This is a genomic window from Xanthomonas sp. JAI131, assembly GCF_013410075.1.
Classification (GTDB): Bacteria; Pseudomonadota; Gammaproteobacteria; order Xanthomonadales; family Xanthomonadaceae; genus Xanthomonas_A; species Xanthomonas_A bonasiae.
The window spans coordinates 112298-130100 of record NZ_JACCCN010000004.1 but is presented as its reverse complement, the minus strand read 5'-3'; the positions used below and the strand labels follow the sequence as shown (position 1 = coordinate 130100).

Below are 17803 nucleotides of genomic sequence, written 5' to 3'. Positions count from 1 at the left end.
AGCGGCGCCTGCGCGCGCATGGCTTCCCACTGGGAACGCCATGCGCGTGGTGCGCCGCTCCCGCATCGCCGCGCCGCCTGCCGGCGCGCTTCACCCCACTACCGAATCCGACCCATGGCCATCGCGCTCGACCGCATCAAAATCCTCGAACCGATGCATCCCAACCGTTCCACCGGGATCATCAACGGCACCACCAGCGGCATCCTCAACTGGAACGACATCCCGTACCCGTCGTTCTATCGCGCGTACAAGGAGCTGTCGACCAACTTCTGGATCCCCGACGAGGTGGACATGAAGGGCGACGCCAAGCAGTACGGCGAACTGTCGGCGCGCGAGAAGAACGCCTACGACTCGATCATCGGCCTGCTGGCCACGCTGGATTCGCCGCAGACGCGCTTCATCTACAACGTCGCCGAATACATCACCGACCCGGCCGCGCACGCCAACGCGGCGATCATCGGCCAGCAGGAGGTGATCCACAACGAGAGCTATTCCTACGTACTGGCCTCCATCGCCGGGCTGGCCGACCAGAACCGCGTGTTCGAGATCGCGCGGACGCACCCGACCATCATCGCGCGCAACCAGCCGATCATGCAGGCCTACGACGACTTCATGCGCGAGAAGACCGCAGAGACCCTGCTGCGTTCGCTGATCCAGTCCTCGATCCTGGAAGGCATCAACTTCTATTCCGGCTTCGCGTATTTCTACAACCTGGTGCGGCAGAACCGCATGACCGGCACCGGCAAGATCATCAGCTTCATCAACCGCGACGAGCTGGCGCATACCAAGTTCATCAGCGAGCTGATCCGCGCGATCATCGGCGAGAACGCCGAGCTGCAGACCAACGAGCTGACCGACTACGTGCACCAGGCGTTCGAGCACGCGATCCGGCTGGAGACCGAGTGGTCCGCCGAAGTGCTGGACGGCATCGAGGGCATCGACGTGGACGAGATGATCCAGTACGTGAAGTACCGCGCCAACAAGATGTCCGGCATGCTCGGCATCGAGAAGCTGTACACCGACGCCAGCGACAACGTGATGCCGTGGATCAAGGCCTACGCGGACAACTTCACCGAGACCAAGACCGACTTCTTCGAGATGCGCAACGCCAGCTACAAGAAGACCAACTCGGACAACGGCTTCGACGATCTGTGAGGGGCCGGGATTGGGGATTCGTGATTGGGGATTGGCAACAGCAAATCCCCGTGCTCTGACGAATCCCGAATCCCCAATCCCCAATCCCCGCCTCATGAACATCCTGCTCGCCTACGCTTCGCTCAGCGGCAACACCCGCGACGTCGCCCGTCGCGTGCATGCGCAGTGCGAGGCCGCGGGGCACCAGGTGACCTGGATCCATACCGACCTGCAGACCCTGCACGGCGCGCTCGGCGACGCCGCGCGCGCGGCGGACTTCGACCTGCACCTGCTCGGCAGCTGGAGCGACAACGCCGGGCGTACTCCGGCGGAGATGAAGCGCTACATCGCCGAACTGGTCGAGGCGGCCGGCAAGGATGTGGAGGTCGCCGCGTTCGGCACCGGCGAGACGCAGTGGGGACTGGAGTACTACTGCGGCGCGGTCAAGCGCATCGCGCGTTTCTTCGGCAGCGCCTACCCGTTGCTGGAGATCGAGCAGATGCCGCACGGCGACCGCGACAACGCCGCGATCGACGCCTGGTGCGCGCAGGTGCTGGCGCTGCGCGCCGCGCGTGCGCTGCCGGCCGGCGCCGCGCCCGTGGCGACCGCCGCCGAACCCGCGTTCGGCAGCGCGGCCGGGTTCGCCTCGACGGCGTTGCCGCTGCACGGCAGCGGTTGACGCCGCATTGGTCCATTCGTTTTGCTGGCATCGCCGGCGTCGGGACATCCCGCGCCAGGCATCCTCCGACATCAGACAAGGTTCCGCACCATGTTCACCACCATCACCGTCGCCACCGCCGAACAGTTCGCCGACGCCATCGCCGCGCATCCGCGCGTGCTGGCCGATTTCAACAAGGACAACTGCCCCGGCTGCCGCATGCTCGACAAGTCGCTGGAGCGCTTCGCCGAGAGCGACAGCGCGCAGGGCGTGACCTTGCTCAAGGTGAAGATGGAGGACGTGGGCGAGGACTTTTTCCGCGCCCAGGGCCTGCGCCAGACGCCGACGCTGATGCTGTTCCGCCAGGGCGAGGAAGTGGCGCGGGTGCCGGGCTTCGTGCCGCCGGCGAAGATCGACGAAGCGGTGCGCGCGCATCTGGGCTGAGCGCCAGCGGCAAGGCTCTCCTGTAGGAGCGGCTTCAGCCGCGACAGGTTCTACCCGGAGGTCCTGTCGCGGCTGAAGTCGCTCCTACAGGAGCAGGTCCGCGCAAACATCCCACGCGCTACGCGCCGTACTTGACCTCAACTGCGCTTGAGGTCGTCCAATGCAGGCTCCCGCACAAGGAGCCACCATGCGTATCACCCAACTGAGCCTGCCCGCCAGCGATCCTGCGGCAAGTACCGCTTTCTATCGCGACGTCCTGCAACTCCCCGCCGCGGCCACCCAGGTGCGCATCGGCTGGAGCCTGCTCGATCTGGTGGCCGCCAACGCCGATGTCGGCAGCGTGCATCTTGCGTTCAACATCCCCTCGACTCGCTTCGACGCCGCCTGCGGCTGGCTGTCCCAGCGCGTGCCGTTGCTGCGCGATCCGCTGGGCGAATCGCGCTTCGCGCTCGACGCGGCGTGGCAATCGCAGTCGGTGTATTTCGCCGGACCCGACGGCGCGGTGCTGGAGTTGATCGCGCGCAAGCCGCTGCCGGCGCACGCCGTCGCCGACGGCGCGTTCTCCGCGGCCGAGCTGCTGTGCATCAGCGAGATCGGGTTGCCCAGCGCGCAGGTGCCCGCGGTTGCCGCCGCGGCGCAGGAGCGGATGGGGCTGCCGCCGTTCATGCCGGTATCCGATGTATTCGCGCCGCTCGGCGATCACGAAGGCCTGTTGATCGTGGTCGATGCGCAGCGGCGCTGGTTCCCCGAGCAACGCCAGCTGCCGTTCGCGCAGGGCGTGCGGGTGGTCGTCGAAGGCGTGCACTGCGGCCAGGTGTTGCGCGACGCGGCGGGATGGGACGTGGTGTCGCGTTGAGCCCGTCGGCCCACGCTGCACCTGTAGGAGCGGCTTCAGCCGCGACAGGCGTTACCGAGAAGGCCTGTCGCGGCTGAAGCCGCTCCTACATGTGGGACCCAGGAAGGTGCGGTGCTACCCGCGCTTCCCCGCCGCATGCGCCTGCGCCAGTTGCCACAGATGGCGCACCACCGGCAGCGCCTGTGCGGTGGCCGGCAGCGCCGCCAGCGCCAGCCGCGCCATCGGCACGCGGCCTTCGATGTCCAGGTAGCGCACGCCGGGCAACTGCACCTGGGTGGTCGAGGCCGGCACCACCGAGACGCCCAGTTCGGCGGCGACCAGGTTCACGATCGACGACATCTGCGGCGCTTCCTGCTTGATCTGCAATTCGAAGCCGGACTGGCGGCAGGCCTCGAGGATCTCGTCGTACAGGCTGGTGCCGAAGCTGCGCGGGAACAGGATGAACGGTTCGCCGGCCAGCGCCGACAGCGGCGCGCGCCGGTGCCTGGCCAGGCGGTGCGCGGCCGGCACCGCGATCTTCATCGGCTCGTCGGGAAACTTCAGCAACTGCAGCTCGGGCGGCGTGACCACGCTGTAGCGGATGAAGGCCGCATCCAGGCGCCCCTGCACCAGCGCGGCAAGCAGGCCGGCGGTGTTGGTTTCCTCCAGCGCCAGCGCCACCGCCGGCCAGGCGCGGCGAAAGTTGCGCACCAGCGTCGGCACAATCGGGTTGAACGCGGCCGAGGCGGTGAAGCCCAGCCGCAGCACGCCGCTCTCGCCGCGCGCGGCACGGCGGGCGGCGTCGCCGGCGCGTTCCAGGTCGGCGAGCACGCGCCTGGCCTCGACCCGGAACGCGCGCCCGGCCTCGGTGAGGTCCGCGCCGCGCGGGGTGCGCACGAACAGCGGCGTGCCCAGTTCCTGTTCCAGCGCGCGGATCTGCTGGCTCAGCGGCGGCTGCTGGATGCCCAGCTGCGCCGCGGCGCGGGTGAAATGCCCGGCCTCGGCGACGGCCAGGAAATAGCGCAGATGGCGCAGTTCCATGTCATATCCAGAAGATATGGAGAATGCCTGGATCATATATTGGACACCGGATCGACGCAGGCAAATACTGGCCGCCCTTGTTCGTTGCCGCGCCGTCGTGACCACTTCCAGCCAATGCCCGCCGCTACAGGCCGTGGCGGACGCGCCGCTGTTGCGCATCCGCCTGGCGCTGTTCCTGGCCGGTTTCGCCACCTTCTCGCTGCTGTACAGCGTGCAGCCGTTGCTGCCGGCATTCGCGCGCGAATTCGGGGTCGACGCGGCGACCAGTTCGCTGCCGCTGTCGCTGGCCACCGGCGGCCTGGCGATCGCGATCTTCTGCGCCGGCGCGGTGTCGGAGAACCTTGGCCGGCGCGGGCTGATGTTCGTGTCGATCGCGTTGGCGGCGCTGCTCAACCTGCTCGCCGCGTGCCTGCCGCATTGGGGCGCGCTGGTCGTGGTGCGCGCGCTGTCCGGCGTCGCCCTGGGCGGCGTGCCGGCGGTGGCGATGGTGTATCTGGCCGAGGAAGTGCCGGCGGCCAAGCTCGGCGCGGCCACCGGTCTGTACGTGGCCGGCAACGCGTTCGGCGGCATGGTCGGGCGCATCGGCATGAGCGTGCTCACCGATCATTTCGACTGGCGTACCGCACTGGCGGCGGTCTCCGCGATCGACCTGCTGGCCGCGGTCGGCTTCGTGCTGCTGCTGCCGCCCTCGCGGCATTTCGTGCGCCGCCGCGGCATCAACCTGGGTTTCCATCTGCAGGCCTGGGGCGGGCATCTGCGCGACCGCTACCTGCCGTGGCTGTTCGCGATCCCGTTCCTGGCGATGGGCGTGTTCGTCAGCGTCTACAACTACGCCGGTTTCCGTCTGGGCGGGCCGGAATTCGGGCTCAGCCAGAGCCAGCTCGGGATGATCTTCAGCGCTTACGTGTTCGGCATCGTGTCCTCGTCGGTGGCCGGTGCCGCGTCGGACCGCTTCGGCCGCGGCCCGGTGGTGCTGGCCGGCATCGCGGTGGCGGCGCTGGGCGTGGCGCTGACCATCGCGCACGTGCTGGCGGTGGTCATCGCCGGCATCGTGCTGCTGACCATCGGCTTCTTCATCGCGCACTCGGCCGCCAGCGCCTGGGTCGGCCGCCTCGGCGGGCGCAACAAGGGCCATGCCGCGTCGCTGTACCTGCTCGCCTACTACAGCGGCGCCAGCCTGATCGGGTCGCTCAGCGGCGCGGCCTGGCAACACGGCGGCTGGAACGCGCTGGCCGCTTGCTGCCTGCTGTTGCTGGGCATCGCCCTGGTGGCCGCGCAGGTATTGCGCCGCGGCGCCGACGACAGCCGTCCGTACGGCCGCTTCGGCCCGCATCCGCCGCGCGGCGAATAGCGGATGGGGAATGGGGAGTGGGGAATAGGGAATCGGTAGAACAGAGCAAAGGCGATTGCCCGTGTTTTCCGACTCCCGATTCCCATTTCCCCACTCCCGGCATCATCGGCGCGTCATTGCACCGAGTAGGTCACCGACAGGCTCACGTTGGCATAGCCGCCGCTGCCGCCGACCGGGCGGATGAAATAGCTGCCGGACACCGGTAGCGCCATCTGCACGTTCTGCGTGGTGCCGCTGCGCACCGAACTGTAGTCGGCATCGCTGCCGTCGGCGCTGGGCGCGCGGATGGCGCGCACGTAGAGCTTGAGCTGACCGCTGCCACCCAGCGTTCGGATCTGCAGGTTGCGCGCGTTGAGCGGCAGGTCCAGCCGATACAGCGTGCCCTGGCCTGCGGCCGCGGACAGCTTGCCCAGCGTGCCCGGCCCGATGCCGACTGCGGTGGCTTCGTCGCCGCCGCCGCTGGCGCCGGCGGCGCGCGCCACCGCTTTGCCGGCGTTGAGGATGCCGGCACCGATGCGCAGGGTCGGCTTGACCGGGAACACGTTGGAGGTCTGGGTCAGGATGTCGCGCAGCTGCGAGATCGAGGGCATCGGCCGGCCTGCGCCGATCGCCGCGCTGATCGCCAGCGCGGCCACGCCGGCCACGTGCGGCGAGGCCATCGACGTGCCGGCGTAGCCGGCGTAGACCGGCTGGTCGGGGCCATGTGCGCCGCTGTTGAGGGTCGACCAGACCAGGCCGGTGCGCACCGAGCCGCTGCCGCTGGACGCATCGTTGGCATACACGCCGCCGCCGGGCGCGGACAGGGTGATGGTGTTGCCGTAGTTGGAATACGAGGCGCGGCCGCCGGTGATGCCGGTGGCGGCCACGTTGATCACCCCCGGGCAACTGGCCGGCGTGAACGCCGCCGCGTCGGCGTTGCTGTTGCCGGCGGCCACCACCACCAGGGTGCCGCGTGCGATCGCGCCGGCGATGGCCTGGGCGGTGACCGCGTCCTCCGTGCAGCTGCCGTAGCCGCCCAGGCTCATGTTGATCACCTCGGCCGGGTTCGGGTTGTCCGGCACGCCGTCGACGTGGCCGCCAGAGGCCCAGACGATGGCGTCGGCGATGTCGGCGGTACTGCCGCCGCAGTGGCCCAGCGCGCGGATCGGCAGGATCCTGGCGTCCGGGGCGATGCCGGCCATGCCCAGGCCATTGTTGGTCCGCATCGCGATGGTGCCGGCGACGTGGGTACCGTGCCAGGAACTGTCGGTCTGCTCGTCCGGCTGCGCGCAGCCGCCGTTGGCGGTCAGATACTTGTCGTCGGTGGTCCAGTCGCCGGTGTCCCAACCGCCGGGCACGCGTCCGTTGCTGGCGCGGCCGGACATCAGTGCGTCGCTGATGAAGTCGTAGCCGGCGCTGGCCAGCGAGGTATCCAGGTCCGGATGCGCGGTGATGCCGGTGTCGATCACCGCGACCACCACACCCTGGCCGGTGCCGTACTGCCAGGCCGGCAGCAGGTCGATACCGCCGCGGTTGGCGTAGCCGGTGGTCTCCGGCGCCAGCGTCTCCAGGTGGCCGTCGGGCGTGCGCAGGTGCCACTGCACCACGTAGCCTGGATCGTTGGGCGCGGCGACTGCGCTGGCGCTGGCCTGGACGGTGCTGCGCACCGGCTTGAGGATCAGGTTCGGTTCGACGTGCGCCACCGCCGGATCGGCGCGCAGACTGGTCATCAGCGTCTCCAGCTGCGATTGGCTCAGTGCGCGGTTGGGGCGCACCAGATCGGCGCCGATGGCGAGCCGGCGCACCCGGCTCAGCGCCGGCGCACTCTGCCGATAGGTGCTGGACCAGGTCGACGTGGTGCTCGGCGCGGCCATGATCTGCCTGAGCCTGCTCGCGGCGGCGCTGGCGTCGCGGCGCTCGCTGCTGCCGTCGCGGTAGGTCACGATCAGGCCGTCGTAGACCTTGGACTGGCCGGGCGTGGCGCTCTGCAGGACGGAGAAGCGCGGCGCGGTCTGCGCGTGGGCGGTGGAGGCGAGCGCCAGGCTCAGCGACAGGGCCAGCAGGCTGCGGGGAAGCGACGGGACGGTGGTCATGTGTGTCTCTCTACGAGGAGGGTGATGAGGAGCGCCGGCCGCGCAGTGCGGCAGGCCGGCGGAAAACGGTGCGTGGGGGGGGCGGCCGGCGCGCCCGGCGCGCCGCCGCGGCATCACCAACTGAAGCCGGCGCCGGCGGAAACGCTCTTGTCGTTGCCGGAGAACGCGCCGCCGAGCGAGACGCTGGCGCGGTTGCCGATCGCGCGCTGGTAGCCCACCGCCAGCGCGCTCTCGCCGCCTTGCGAGCCGACACCGACACCCACGCGGTTGGCGCCGGCCAGCCCCGAGGTGTTGACCGCCATGCCGGCATAGGCGGCACTCATCGCGCCCATGCGGTCGATGCGCCGGTCCACGTCGTGGAAGCGGCGATCGGTGTCGCTGCGCAGCGTGGTCAGGTTGTCGTCCCAGCCCGACAGGCGGCTGTCGGTGTAGGCGTTGGCGCTGCTCAGCGTGGCGCTGTCGCCGGCCTGCATCTGGCTGACGTTCACCGCATCGGTGGCGGCAGTGCCGGCGGCCACGTTGGTCACCTGGCGCGCGTTGCCGGCGCTGCCCACCGACACGGTGTTGGCGCGGGTCGCGCTGGAGTTGCGGCCCAGCGCCACCGCGTTGTCGGCCGAGACCGACGCGCCCTGGCCAAGTGCGGTGCCGGATGCGGCGGTGACCGCGGCGCTCTCGCCGACCGCCACGGCATTGGTGGCGCTGACGCTGATGCTGGCATTGGCGCCGACCGCGGTGCTGCCGTCGGCGTTGACCCGCGCGTTGCCGCCCAGCGCGGTGTCGTTGGGACCGTAGGCCAGGGCATTGGCGCCCATCGCGGTGCCGTTGTGGCCGTTCGCAGTGGCCTCGGCGCCGACCGCCACGGCATTGGTGCCGGCGCCGACGCTGGGGCCGCCGCTGGCGCCGTTGCCCACCGCCACGGCGCCGCCGCCGCCCTGGGCCAGCGTGCCGACGCGGGTGTCCAGCGACGACAGCGCGCCGTCCAGCGCCGACAGTGCCGAGCCGACGCTGCCGTAAGTGCGGCCCTGGATCAGATAGGCGCTGCCGCTCAGGCTGCCGTCGCTGCCGACCACGCTGCCGGCGCCGAGCGCGGTGGCGATGCTGCGCAGCTGCAGCACGTTGACTGCATCGGTGTCGGCGGTACCGGCGGCGACATAGGTCAGCTGGCGCAGGGCGCCGTCCGTGCCGAAGGCCACTGCGTTGTCGCGGTCGGCCACCGAGCCGGCGCCGATCGCCACGCTGTTGGCACCGGTGGCGGCGCTGTTGTAGCCCAGCGCCACGCTGCCTGCGCTCAGCGCGGTGGCGCCGCTGCCGAGCGCGGTGGCGCCGGCGGCGTTGGCGCTGGCGATGGAGCCGAAGGCGCTGGCGTCCTCGCCGTCGGCGAAGGATTGCGCGCCCACCGCCAGCGCATTGCTGCTGGTGGCCAGCGCCGATGCGCCCAGGGCCATGCTGTAGGCCGCGTCGGCATGGCTGTCGAAGCCCAGCGCCGTGCCGTAGTCGGACAGCGCCCAGGCGCCGGCGCCGACGGTGACCGCGCCCAGGCCGTTGGATTGCGCCGGAACGCCGCTGTTGCTCGCCCCGATCGCCACGCTCTGCTGGCCGGCGGCCGAGGCGCTGTCGCCGATCGCGATGCCGCCGTCGCCGCTGGCGGTGGCGGTGTAGCCCATCGCCACCCCGAAGAAGCCGGAGGCGACGCTGTAGCCACCGTGTGCGATCGCGCCGGTGCCGCTGGCGGAGGCGGCGTAGCCGAACGCGCTGGCCTGCTCGCCGGTGGCCAGGGCCGAGCTGCCGAAGGCGCTGGCGTATAGCCCGCTGGCGGCGGCGGCCGAACCGGCCGCGGTCGCGCCGGCGGCGCTGGCGCTGGCGTTCCAGCCGACCGCGCTGGCGGTGGTGGCGGAGGCGGTGGCGGCGGTGCCGATGGCGAGCGCGCCGAACCCGGTGCTCTGCGCGCCGGCCGAGTCGCCGTAGGTGCTGCCGAAGAAGCTGCCGCCGATCGCGATCGCCGAGGTGCCGCTGGCCACCGCGCCGTCGCCCATCGCGATGGCGGCGGCGTCGGAGGCCACGGTGTGGTGGCCGATGGCGATGGCGAAGGCGCCGGATGCGTCGGCGCGTGGGCCCATCGCCACGGCACGCAGGCCGGCGGCGGCGGCGAAGTCGCTGCCGTCGTTCAGGCCTTCGGCCATGAAGTAGCCCGTGGTGTTCTGGCTGCCGGGCTGCACCGGCGCGGAGGGATCCGCGTCGTCGGCGGGCTGCGCGTCGCCGCTGCTTGCGGCTGTCGTGGTCGTGGCTGGCTGGGCGGCAGGCGCGACGGCCGTGGGCGCAGCGGCCGCGCCGGCGGCCAATGGCACCGCCGCCAGCAGCAACGCGACCGTCAGCAGGCTGTAAGGAGCGTGCGACAGAGTGGACGAAGGGCATGTGCGGCGCGAGCGAACGAGCGTGTGCTTAACGGGCATGAGCGGTTCCAGGGCAGCGCTGGGACGACGGTCCCGGCAATGGGTTTAGCCCCGATTAAGGCGGTAAGCCCTGGCCGCCTTCAATGCCGGTAAATTCACGTCAACCTCACGGTAGACTCACCGACATGGGAGTCTGGGTGGGACGCATGCCACAAAATCTGCTGGTCCGGCTGTGGCGTCGGCATTGGACATGGCTGCGGCGCGTCCCCATCGCCGATCCGGTCGACCGCCGCAACGCGCCTGCGTTGCAGGTGCTGTTCCTGTTCCTCGGCTGCGAGATCCCGCTCAACAAGCTCTACCACCTGCTGACCGCTCCGCAGATCCAGATGACCGCCGGCCAGCTGGCGGTGGACGTGGGCACCGACGCGGCGATGTCCGTGGCGGCCTGGGCCGGGGTGTGGATGATCCGCCGCGGCCTGCTGCAACAGGCCGCCGCGGCGTTCATCGCGGTGGTGCTGTGTTCGGCGGTGGCGGCCAATCTGGCCTTCGGCTACCAGGTGCAGGCCTTCGATCCCTACCCGATGATGATGTTGACCTTGGCCGCCCTGGTGATCGGGCGGCGCGCGCTGTGGGTGGTGTACCTGTGCATCACGCTGATCTTCTGGGCGGGCATGGAGAGCCCGTGGGGGCGCGATCCGCGCGGCACGCGCAGCCCGTTCCAGAACCTGCCGTCGCTGGCGCTGAGCTACCTGATGATCACCCTGGTGCTGGATCGCACCGTGGCCGCGTTGCGCGAGAGCCTGTGGCGCGCGCGGCGCAGCGCCGCGCGGCTGCGGGTGGAGATGCGCGAGCGCGCGCAGGCGCAACAGCGGCTGTTGCATCTGCAGAAGATCGAACTGGTCGGGCAACTGGCCAGCGGCGTGTCGCACGACTTCAACAACGTCCTCAGCGCGATCCTCGGCTATGCCGAGCAGCGCCACTGCGTGCACGAACTGGATTTCGATCCGCCGCGCGATGCGCTGGCGCTGGCCGACGCACTGGACGGCGTGGCGCTGGCCGCGCAGCGCGGCGTGTCGATCAGCCGCAAACTGCTGAGCTTCAGCCGGCGCGAAGTGAGCGTGCCCGAGCGCTTCGACGCCGGCGAGGCGCTACGTGGCATTCAGCCGATGCTGCGGCAACTGTTCGGGCCGACCGTGCGCTTGCATCTGGACGTGGCGCCGGAACCGCTGCCGCTGTTCCTGGACCGCAGCCGGCTCGACCTGACCTTGCTCAATTTCGCCGCCAATGCGCGCGATGCCATGCCCGGCGGCGGCAGTTTCTCGATCTGCCTGCGCCGCGAGGGCGCCTGCGCCCGCATCGAGATCGCCGATACCGGTGTGGGCATGAGCGCGGACGTGCAGCGGCAGGCGTTCGAGCCGTTCTTCACCACCAAACCGGCCGGTCAAGGCACCGGGTTGGGACTGGCGGTCGCCTTCGAAATGGCGCAGGAGGCGCAAGGCAGCCTGGAGGTGCGCAGCGCGCCGGGCGCGGGCACCTGCTTCGTGCTGCGCCTGCCGCTGGCGGCGCTCAGCGTTCCTGCGGCATGAGCAGGTAACCCTCGCCACGCACCGCCTTCAGCGGCAGCGCGACGCCGGTGCGCTCCTGCACCTTGAGCCGCAGTCGGTGCAGCAGCGCGTCCAGGCGATGCGGGTCGACTTCCAGGCCGAGGTTGCCGCCGAGCATGCCGATCAACGCGTCGCGGGTGACCAGCCGTCCGCGCGCGCTCCACAGGCTCTGCACCACCTTGCGCTCGGAGCCGGTCAACGGCACCGCCTGGCCATCGGGCGAGAATAGGCACCAGCCGTCGTCCTGCAGCTGCCATTCCTCCGCTGCGCTGGGGGCCGAGGACAGCGGACGCGCCATGCGCCGCGCCACGCTGAACAGCGTGGCGGCCAGGATCTCGATCTGCACCGGTTTGATCAGATAGGAGTCCGCGCCCTGGGTCAGGCCGCGCACCAGATCCGGCTGCTCGCCGCGCCCGCTCAGGATGACGATGCCCAGCCCCGGGCGCTGCGCCTGCAGTTGCTGGGTCAGGGTGAAGCCGTCGCTGTCCGGCAGGCCGATATCGAGCACGATCAGATCGAAGCGCTGGTCGTCCAGCGCCGCCCACAGCGCCTGCGCGGTGCGCAGCGGCGTGACCTCGAAACCGTGCCGCTGCAACCCGGGCACCAGGACCCGGTCGCGCAGCACGTCGTCGTCCTCCAGCAGCGCCACCCGCAGCGAGGCGGTGGCGGTGGCGGCGATCGGCTGGCCTATCGGATCGGAAAATCTGCTCACGACGCGGAATCGGGATGGGCGGCATTGCTGCCGGAGGCATCGTGCGGCAGCGCGGCTGCGCGCAGCCGATGCATCTTGCCGGTGCCCGACAGTAGCCAGTTTCTGCAGGGCTTTCAATGCGCGGCATGCTGCGGCTGCGCGCGGATTCGGCGCCGTGCGCGCCGCGTGCGCGGTCTTCACGCGGCAGATGCCGCAATGCGAAGCCGGCACGCCGGCCTGCGGGCGCTTGCGTTGCCGCGCGGCGGACCCAAGATGGAATCCATCGCGTCGCTGGCGCAGCGATCGTCCACGCCGCACCGACGCAGCCGCCCAAGGACCCCGAACGATGCACCAGACATTGCCGGATCACGCCCTGCCCATGCCGGCACCGGCCGCCACGGACGCAGCGCTGCAAGCGTTCGTCGCGCGCCACCGGCGCCTGTTCGTGCTGACCGGCGCCGGTTGCAGCACCGATTCGGGCATTCCCGACTACCGCGACGCCGCCGGCGACTGGAAGCGCGCGCAGCCGGTCACCTATCAGGCATTCATGGGCGAGCTGGCCACGCGGCAGCGCTACTGGGCGCGCAGTCTGGTCGGCTGGCCGCGCTTCGGCCATGCCCGGCCCAACGCCACGCATGCGGCGCTGGCGCAGCTGGAAGCGCGTGGCCAGGTCGAACTGCTGCTGACCCAGAACGTGGACCGCCTGCACCAGGCCGCCGGCAGCGACGCGGTGATCGACCTGCACGGACGCCTGGACGTGGTGCGCTGCATGGACTGCGAACGGCGCCTGCCGCGCGAGGACTTCCAGCACCAGTTGCTGCAGCACAACCCGCACTGGGCGACGCTGCAGGCCGGGCAGGCGCCCGACGGCGACGCCGACCTGGAAGGCGTGGACTTCGCCGCCTTCGCGGTGCCGGCCTGCACCCAGTGCGGCGGCGTGCAGAAGCCGGACGTGGTGTTCTTCGGCGAGAACGTGCCGCGCGAGCGCGTGGCCGCCGCCTTCGCGCACCTGCAGCAGGCCGACGCGATGCTGGTGCTGGGGTCGTCGCTGATGGTGTATTCCGGCTTCCGCTTCGTGCAGGCCGCGGCCAAGGCCGGACTGCCGATCGCCGCGGTCAACCTGGGCCGCACCCGCGGCGACGACCTGCTGAGCCTGAAACTGGCGCAACCCTGCGCGCAGGCGCTGCAGTTCCTGCTGCCGCGCGCGGCCGCCTAGGGCGTGTCATCAATCTCCGAGCAGCTCGCGCCACGCCCGCGCATGCGTGTTCACGTCAGTGCTGGCACGGCAGCGTGTACGCGCAACAGTGGCCCTACGGGTTGGGCCTGTCAGGCCGCCAGCCGGCACCGCGCGGCTTGACCTGACCGCCAGTCAGGCGCTGCGCCACGCAGCACCGGCTGGCGACCTGACAGACCCAACGCGACCTACTCGGCAATCGATGACACGCCCTGGCGGCTCCGGCGCGGCGCGTTCCGAATCCGCGCACGAACTGATCCACCGGCAGTGGTTGATCGGCAGCGCCGGCAGGAGTGCAATGGCAGCTTGCCCGCAGTGCAGCGGGCGCCCCCACGGAACGCCACCTTGAGCCATCTCTTCTCGCCCCTCGCCCTGGGGCCGCTGTCGTTGTCCAATCGCATCGTCATCGCGCCGATGTGCCAGTACTCCGCCGAGCATGGCCAGGCCAGCGACTGGCACACCATCCACCTCGGCCAGCTGGCGCAGTCCGGCGCCGGCCTGCTGATCCTGGAAGCCACCGCGGTGGAGCCGCGCGGGCGCATCAGCTATGCCGACCTGGGCCTGTGGGACGATGCCACCGAAGCGGCATTGCGCGGCGTGCTGGCCTCGGTGCGGCGCTGGTCGCCGATGCCGCTGGGGATCCAGCTCGCGCACGCGGGGCGCAAGGCATCCACCAACAAGCCGTGGGACGGCGGCGGCGCGATCGCGCCGGATCAGCCGAACGGCTGGCAGACCGTGGCGCCGTCGGCGCTGGCCTTCGCCGAACACGGCACGCCGCCGCAGGCGCTGGACCTGGCCGGCATCGACGCCATCGTCGCGGCGTTCGTCGCCTCGGCGCAGCGCGCCGAACGGTTGGGTTTCGAACTGATCGAGCTGCATGCCGCGCACGGCTATCTGCTGCACCAGTTCCTGTCGCCGCTGAGCAACCAGCGCGAAGACGCCTACGGCGGCAGCCTGGAGAACCGCATGCGCCTGCTGCTGCGCGTGCATGCGGCGGTGCGCGCGGCGGTGTCGGCGTCGGTCGCGGTGGGCGTGCGCATCTCCGCCACCGATTGGGTCGAGGGCGGCTGGGACGTGGCGCAGAGCGTCGCGTTGGCGCAGGCGCTGCAGGCGCAGGGCTGCGATTACCTGCACGTGTCCAGCGGCGGCCTCGACCGCCGCCAGCAGATTCCGCTGGCGGCCGGCTACCAGGTGCCGCAGGCCGAGGCGATCCATCGCGCAGTGCGCATGCCGGTGATCGCGGTCGGCCTGATCACCGAGCCGCAGCACGCCGAGGCGATCCTGGCCGAGGGCCAGGCCGACGCGATCGCGCTGGCCCGCGGCATCCTCTACGACCCGCGCTGGCCGTGGCACGCCGCCGCCGCGCTGGGCGCCAAGCTGAAGCCGTCGCCGCAATACCTGCGTTGCGAGCCGCGTTCGGCGCGCGGCCTGTTCGACGCGTGACCCGCGCGCGCTGCGCCGCGCAGGTCGCGGCATCCATCACGAGTTGTGCAAGGAGTTGGCGATGAGCATCGGATTTCTCGGCCTGGGCACGATGGGCCAGCCCATCGCGCACAACCTGCTGCGCGCCGGGCACGCGGTGACCGTGTGGAACCGCAGCGCGGCCGCGGCGCAGCCGCTGCTCGAGGCCGGCGCGCAGCTGGCCGCGCAGCCGGCCGACGCGGTGCGCGGTCCGGTACTGTTCTCGATGCTGGCCGACGATGCGGCGGTGCGTGAGACCCTGCTCGAGCGCGGCGCGCTCGACGCGCTGCCGGCCGGCAGCGTGCACGTCAACATGGCCACGATCTCGGTGGCGCTGGCGCGTGAGCTGAGCGCCTTGCACGCCGAACGCGGCGTGGCCTACCTGGCGATCCCGGTGCTGGGCCGCAGCGACGTGGCCGCCGCCGGCCAGCTCAACCTGCTCGCCGCCGGCGATGCCGACGCGCTGGCGCGGGTGCAGCCGCTGCTCGACGTGATCGGGCGCAAGACTTGGTATTTCGGCGCGGCGCCGGAGCAGGCCAATGCGGTCAAGCTGGCCGCCAACCTGTGCCTGGCCAGCGCCATCGGCACCATGGCCGAAGCCTCGGCGCTGGTGCGCGGGCATGGCGTGGACGCGGCCGATTTCCTGGGCATGCTGGTCAACACCCTGTTCGCGGCACCGGCGTACCAGAACTACGGCGGCATGATCGCCGAGCAGCGCTACAGCCCGGCCGGCTTCAAGACCACGCTGGGGCTGAAGGACGTGCGCCTGGCCTTGAACGCCGGCGAGACCCGGCACGTGCCGATGCCGCTGGCGGCGGTGCTGCGCGACCAGTTCATCGATGCGATCGCGCACGGCGACGGCGAGCTGGACTGGTCGGCGCTGGCCAAGGTCGCCGCACGCCGCGCCGGTCAGGCCTGAGCGTTCGCTGCCGCGGCGCGGCGGCAGCCATCTTCAGGTCGCCTTGTCGCGGTTTGGTGCAGACTGCGTCGCCGCGCTTGAGCTGGCCGCGTGCTTGCCGCTAAGGTGCGGCGGCCTGCAAGCGCATCATAGGAGGATGCCATGAGCCCGAATTCGTCCGACCCCGGCGCCATGACGCCCATCCAGCCGCCGCGCGCCGTCGCACGCGAGGCCACGCTCGGCCCCGAGCACCCGGAGCATCCCGACCACCTGCTGTACGCACAGATCCGCGAAGGCGTGCATGCGCTGGACGCCGCCTGCGGCCGCGCGCCCGACGCGATCAGCGAGCGCATGGTGGCGCGGCTGCTGCCGCTGGCCAAGGAGTACGGCTTCGACCAGGTCGATCACGTGGTGCTGAGCCGCGAACTGGGCGAAGTGGAGCAGGGCGAGAACGTGTTCCTGGTGCGCGGTGACCTGGACGACCCGGCGCATCTGCGTGCGCACATCACCACCCACGAGGCGGTCGGCATGTCGGTGGAAGACTCGCTGGCGCGGCTGGAGAAGGTCAACCGGCGCCTGGCGCTGCGCCTGCGCCCGGAGTGAGCGCGGCCTGGCGCGCAGGCGAGGCTGTGTGCCGCCAGCATGCGGATGCCGCACCTTGCAGGAGCGGCTTCAGCCGCGACGAGTGAAGCGGTGCGCTTTCCTGTGCATTGGAGCGTCGGGACTGAAGTCCCTCCCACAGTGCACTCGGTTGGCCCGCCGCAAGTCCCCTTTGGGGCGGTTTCAGCCGCGACCGGCGAAGCGATGCACTTTCCTTGGCGGCAAAGCGTCGGGACTGAAGTCCCTCCCACAGTACACCCGGCTGGCCTGCCGCAACTCCCTGTAGGAGCGGCTTCAGCCGCGACAGGATCTATCGGTAAAGCCCGTCGCGGCTGAAGCCGCTCCTACAGACGGCAAGACGTCCGGCAATGCCGCTGCGGCATCCCACAGCCAATGTCCTGGCAACATTCGCAGCCCACCATCCCGAGTCCCGAATTCTCCTATCATTGCGCGGATGCGCCCCGACTACATCCTGACCCTGTCCTGCCCGGACCGTACCGGCATCGTCTACCGCGTCAGTGGCCTGCTGTTCGAGCACGGCTGCAATATCCTCGACGCACAGCAGTTCGGCGACGAGGAGAGCGGTCGCTTCTTCCTGCGCGTGCATTTCGACGTGCCCGCCGACGGCATCGTCGCTGCGGTGAAAGTGCAGCTGGCGCCGCTCGCCGCCGACTACGCGATGGACTGGCAACTGCACGATGCGCGGCGCCGCGCGCGCCTGCTGGTGCTGGTCAGCAAGCAGGGCCACTGCCTCAACGATCTGCTGTTTCGCGCGCACAGCCGGCAGCTGCGCGTGGACATCGCCGCGGTGGCGTCCAATCACAGTGATTTCGCCGCGCTGGCGCGCTCCTACGACGTGCCGTTCCACCACCTGCCGGTCGGCGCCGACAACCGCGCCGAACAGGAAGCGCAGCTGCTGGCGCTGGTGGAGCGCGAGCGCATCGACCTGGTGGTGCTGGCGCGCTACATGCAGATCCTGTCGCCGACGCTGTGCGCCGCGCTGGCCGGGCGCGCGATCAACATCCACCACAGCTTCCTGCCCAGCTTCAAGGGCGCGCAGCCGTACCACCAGGCGCACGCGCGCGGGGTCAAGATCATCGGCGCCACCGCGCACTACGTCACCGGCGATCTCGACGAAGGCCCGATCATCGAACAGGACGTGGCCCGCGTGGACCATGCGATGACCCCGCGCGACCTGGTGCGCCTGGGCAGCGACACCGAGTCGCAGGTGCTGGCCCGCGCGGTGCGCCGCCACGTCGAGCATCGCATTCTGCTCAACGGGCATCGGACGGTGGTGTTTCGGTGAGGCCGGGATTGGGGATTGGTGATTCGGGATTGGGAAAAGCGGCTTGACGGATTGCCGTTTCAGCGGTGGCGCTGCCGGCTCTTG

At 70.6% G+C, this 17803-nt stretch carries 15 protein-coding genes; 11 read left to right on the top strand and 4 right to left on the bottom strand.

The window, feature by feature from the left end; translation table 11 throughout:
• Positions 1–114 precede the first annotated feature (114 nt).
• From HDC36_RS17195 to HDC36_RS17180, 4 genes are all read left to right on the top strand, one after another.
• Positions 115–1155 (top strand): ribonucleotide-diphosphate reductase subunit beta, encoded by a 1041-nt coding sequence (locus HDC36_RS17195; protein WP_179569730.1) that lies wholly within the window; start codon positions 115–117, stop codon positions 1153–1155.
• 94 nt (positions 1156–1249) lie between these two features.
• Positions 1250–1813, top strand: a complete 564-nt coding sequence (locus HDC36_RS17190; protein WP_179569728.1) for a flavodoxin — start codon at positions 1250–1252, stop codon at positions 1811–1813.
• 90 nt (positions 1814–1903) lie between these two features.
• Positions 1904–2236 carry a thioredoxin family protein gene (locus HDC36_RS17185; RefSeq protein WP_003469256.1) on the top strand — a complete coding sequence of 111 codons (333 nt, stop codon included), beginning with the start codon at positions 1904–1906 and terminating at the stop codon, positions 2234–2236.
• A 187-nt stretch (positions 2237–2423) separates the two neighbouring features.
• On the top strand, positions 2424–3092 hold the full coding sequence (locus tag HDC36_RS17180) for a hypothetical protein (RefSeq protein WP_179569726.1): 669 nt from the start codon (positions 2424–2426) through the stop codon (positions 3090–3092).
• A gap of 114 nt (positions 3093–3206) precedes the next feature.
• Here HDC36_RS17180 and HDC36_RS17175 read toward each other — a convergent pair whose 3' ends face one another.
• Positions 3207–4112: a LysR family transcriptional regulator gene (locus tag HDC36_RS17175; RefSeq protein WP_179569724.1), complete on the bottom strand. Its 906-nt coding sequence runs from the start codon at positions 4110–4112 to the stop codon at positions 3207–3209.
• Positions 4113–4209: 97 nt separating this feature from the next.
• Between HDC36_RS17175 and HDC36_RS17170 the strand changes: the two genes are divergently transcribed.
• Positions 4210–5463, top strand: coding sequence for an MFS transporter (locus HDC36_RS17170; protein ID WP_179569722.1), 1254 nt, complete (start codon positions 4210–4212; stop codon positions 5461–5463).
• Positions 5464–5576: 113 nt separating this feature from the next.
• On the opposite strand, the gene HDC36_RS17165 is transcribed toward HDC36_RS17170, so the two are convergent.
• Both HDC36_RS17165 and HDC36_RS17160 read right to left on the bottom strand, forming a co-directional pair.
• Positions 5577–7535 (bottom strand): S8 family peptidase, encoded by a 1959-nt coding sequence (locus HDC36_RS17165; protein WP_179569720.1) that lies wholly within the window; start codon positions 7533–7535, stop codon positions 5577–5579.
• 113 nt (positions 7536–7648) lie between these two features.
• Complete coding sequence (locus HDC36_RS17160; RefSeq protein WP_179569718.1) at positions 7649–9985, bottom strand: YadA-like family protein; 2337 nt, start codon at positions 9983–9985, stop codon at positions 7649–7651.
• 146 nt (positions 9986–10131) lie between these two features.
• Here HDC36_RS17160 and HDC36_RS17155 point away from each other — a divergent pair, with 146 nt between their 5' ends.
• Positions 10132–11511 (top strand): ATP-binding protein, encoded by a 1380-nt coding sequence (locus HDC36_RS17155; RefSeq protein WP_179569716.1) that lies wholly within the window; start codon positions 10132–10134, stop codon positions 11509–11511.
• Here the strand turns inward: HDC36_RS17155 and HDC36_RS17150 are convergent.
• Complete coding sequence (locus tag HDC36_RS17150) at positions 11492–12241, bottom strand: response regulator transcription factor (RefSeq protein WP_179569714.1); 750 nt, start codon at positions 12239–12241, stop codon at positions 11492–11494. The genes HDC36_RS17155 and HDC36_RS17150 overlap by 20 nt on opposite strands.
• Before the next feature lie 358 nt (positions 12242–12599).
• Between HDC36_RS17150 and HDC36_RS17145 the strand changes: the two genes are divergently transcribed.
• From HDC36_RS17145 to purU, 5 genes are all read left to right on the top strand, one after another.
• Positions 12600–13436 carry an NAD-dependent protein deacetylase gene (locus tag HDC36_RS17145; protein ID WP_179570535.1) on the top strand — a complete coding sequence of 279 codons (837 nt, stop codon included), beginning with the start codon at positions 12600–12602 and terminating at the stop codon, positions 13434–13436.
• 363 nt (positions 13437–13799) lie between these two features.
• Positions 13800–14897 carry an NADH:flavin oxidoreductase/NADH oxidase gene (locus HDC36_RS17140; protein WP_179569712.1) on the top strand — a complete coding sequence of 366 codons (1098 nt, stop codon included), beginning with the start codon at positions 13800–13802 and terminating at the stop codon, positions 14895–14897.
• Positions 14898–14958: 61 nt separating this feature from the next.
• Entirely contained in the window at positions 14959–15834 is an 876-nt protein-coding gene (locus HDC36_RS17135; protein WP_179569710.1) for an NAD(P)-dependent oxidoreductase, read from the top strand.
• 171 nt (positions 15835–16005) lie between these two features.
• Positions 16006–16416, top strand: a complete 411-nt coding sequence (locus HDC36_RS17130) for an XVIPCD domain-containing protein (RefSeq protein ID WP_179570534.1) — start codon at positions 16006–16008, stop codon at positions 16414–16416.
• Positions 16417–16867: 451 nt separating this feature from the next.
• The gene (gene purU, locus HDC36_RS17125) at positions 16868–17719 is read left to right on the top strand and encodes a formyltetrahydrofolate deformylase (protein WP_179569708.1); all 852 of its coding nucleotides are present in this window, start codon (positions 16868–16870) and stop codon (positions 17717–17719) included.
• Positions 17720–17803 lie beyond the last annotated feature (84 nt).

Excerpts from the sequence above, each read along its gene's own strand:
- purU (WP_179569708.1), top strand. The coding sequence starts at position 16,868 with ATGCGCCCCGACTACATCCTGACCCTGTCCTGCCCGGACCGTACCGGC.
- HDC36_RS17195 (WP_179569730.1), top strand. The coding sequence starts at position 115 with ATGGCCATCGCGCTCGACCGCATCAAAATCCTCGAACCGATGCATCCC.
- HDC36_RS17135 (WP_179569710.1), top strand. The coding sequence starts at position 14,959 with ATGAGCATCGGATTTCTCGGCCTGGGCACGATGGGCCAGCCCATCGCG.
- HDC36_RS17145 (WP_179570535.1), top strand. The coding sequence starts at position 12,600 with ATGCCGGCACCGGCCGCCACGGACGCAGCGCTGCAAGCGTTCGTCGCG.
- HDC36_RS17155 (WP_179569716.1), top strand. The coding sequence starts at position 10,132 with ATGCCACAAAATCTGCTGGTCCGGCTGTGGCGTCGGCATTGGACATGG.
- HDC36_RS17180 (WP_179569726.1), top strand. The coding sequence starts at position 2,424 with ATGCGTATCACCCAACTGAGCCTGCCCGCCAGCGATCCTGCGGCAAGT.
- HDC36_RS17130 (WP_179570534.1), top strand. The coding sequence starts at position 16,006 with ATGACGCCCATCCAGCCGCCGCGCGCCGTCGCACGCGAGGCCACGCTC.
- HDC36_RS17165 (WP_179569720.1), bottom strand. The coding sequence starts at position 7,535 with ATGACCACCGTCCCGTCGCTTCCCCGCAGCCTGCTGGCCCTGTCGCTG.
- HDC36_RS17185 (WP_003469256.1), top strand. The coding sequence starts at position 1,904 with ATGTTCACCACCATCACCGTCGCCACCGCCGAACAGTTCGCCGACGCC.
- HDC36_RS17175 (WP_179569724.1), bottom strand. The coding sequence starts at position 4,112 with ATGGAACTGCGCCATCTGCGCTATTTCCTGGCCGTCGCCGAGGCCGGG.
- HDC36_RS17160 (WP_179569718.1), bottom strand. The coding sequence starts at position 9,985 with ATGCCCGTTAAGCACACGCTCGTTCGCTCGCGCCGCACATGCCCTTCG.
- HDC36_RS17190 (WP_179569728.1), top strand. The coding sequence starts at position 1,250 with ATGAACATCCTGCTCGCCTACGCTTCGCTCAGCGGCAACACCCGCGAC.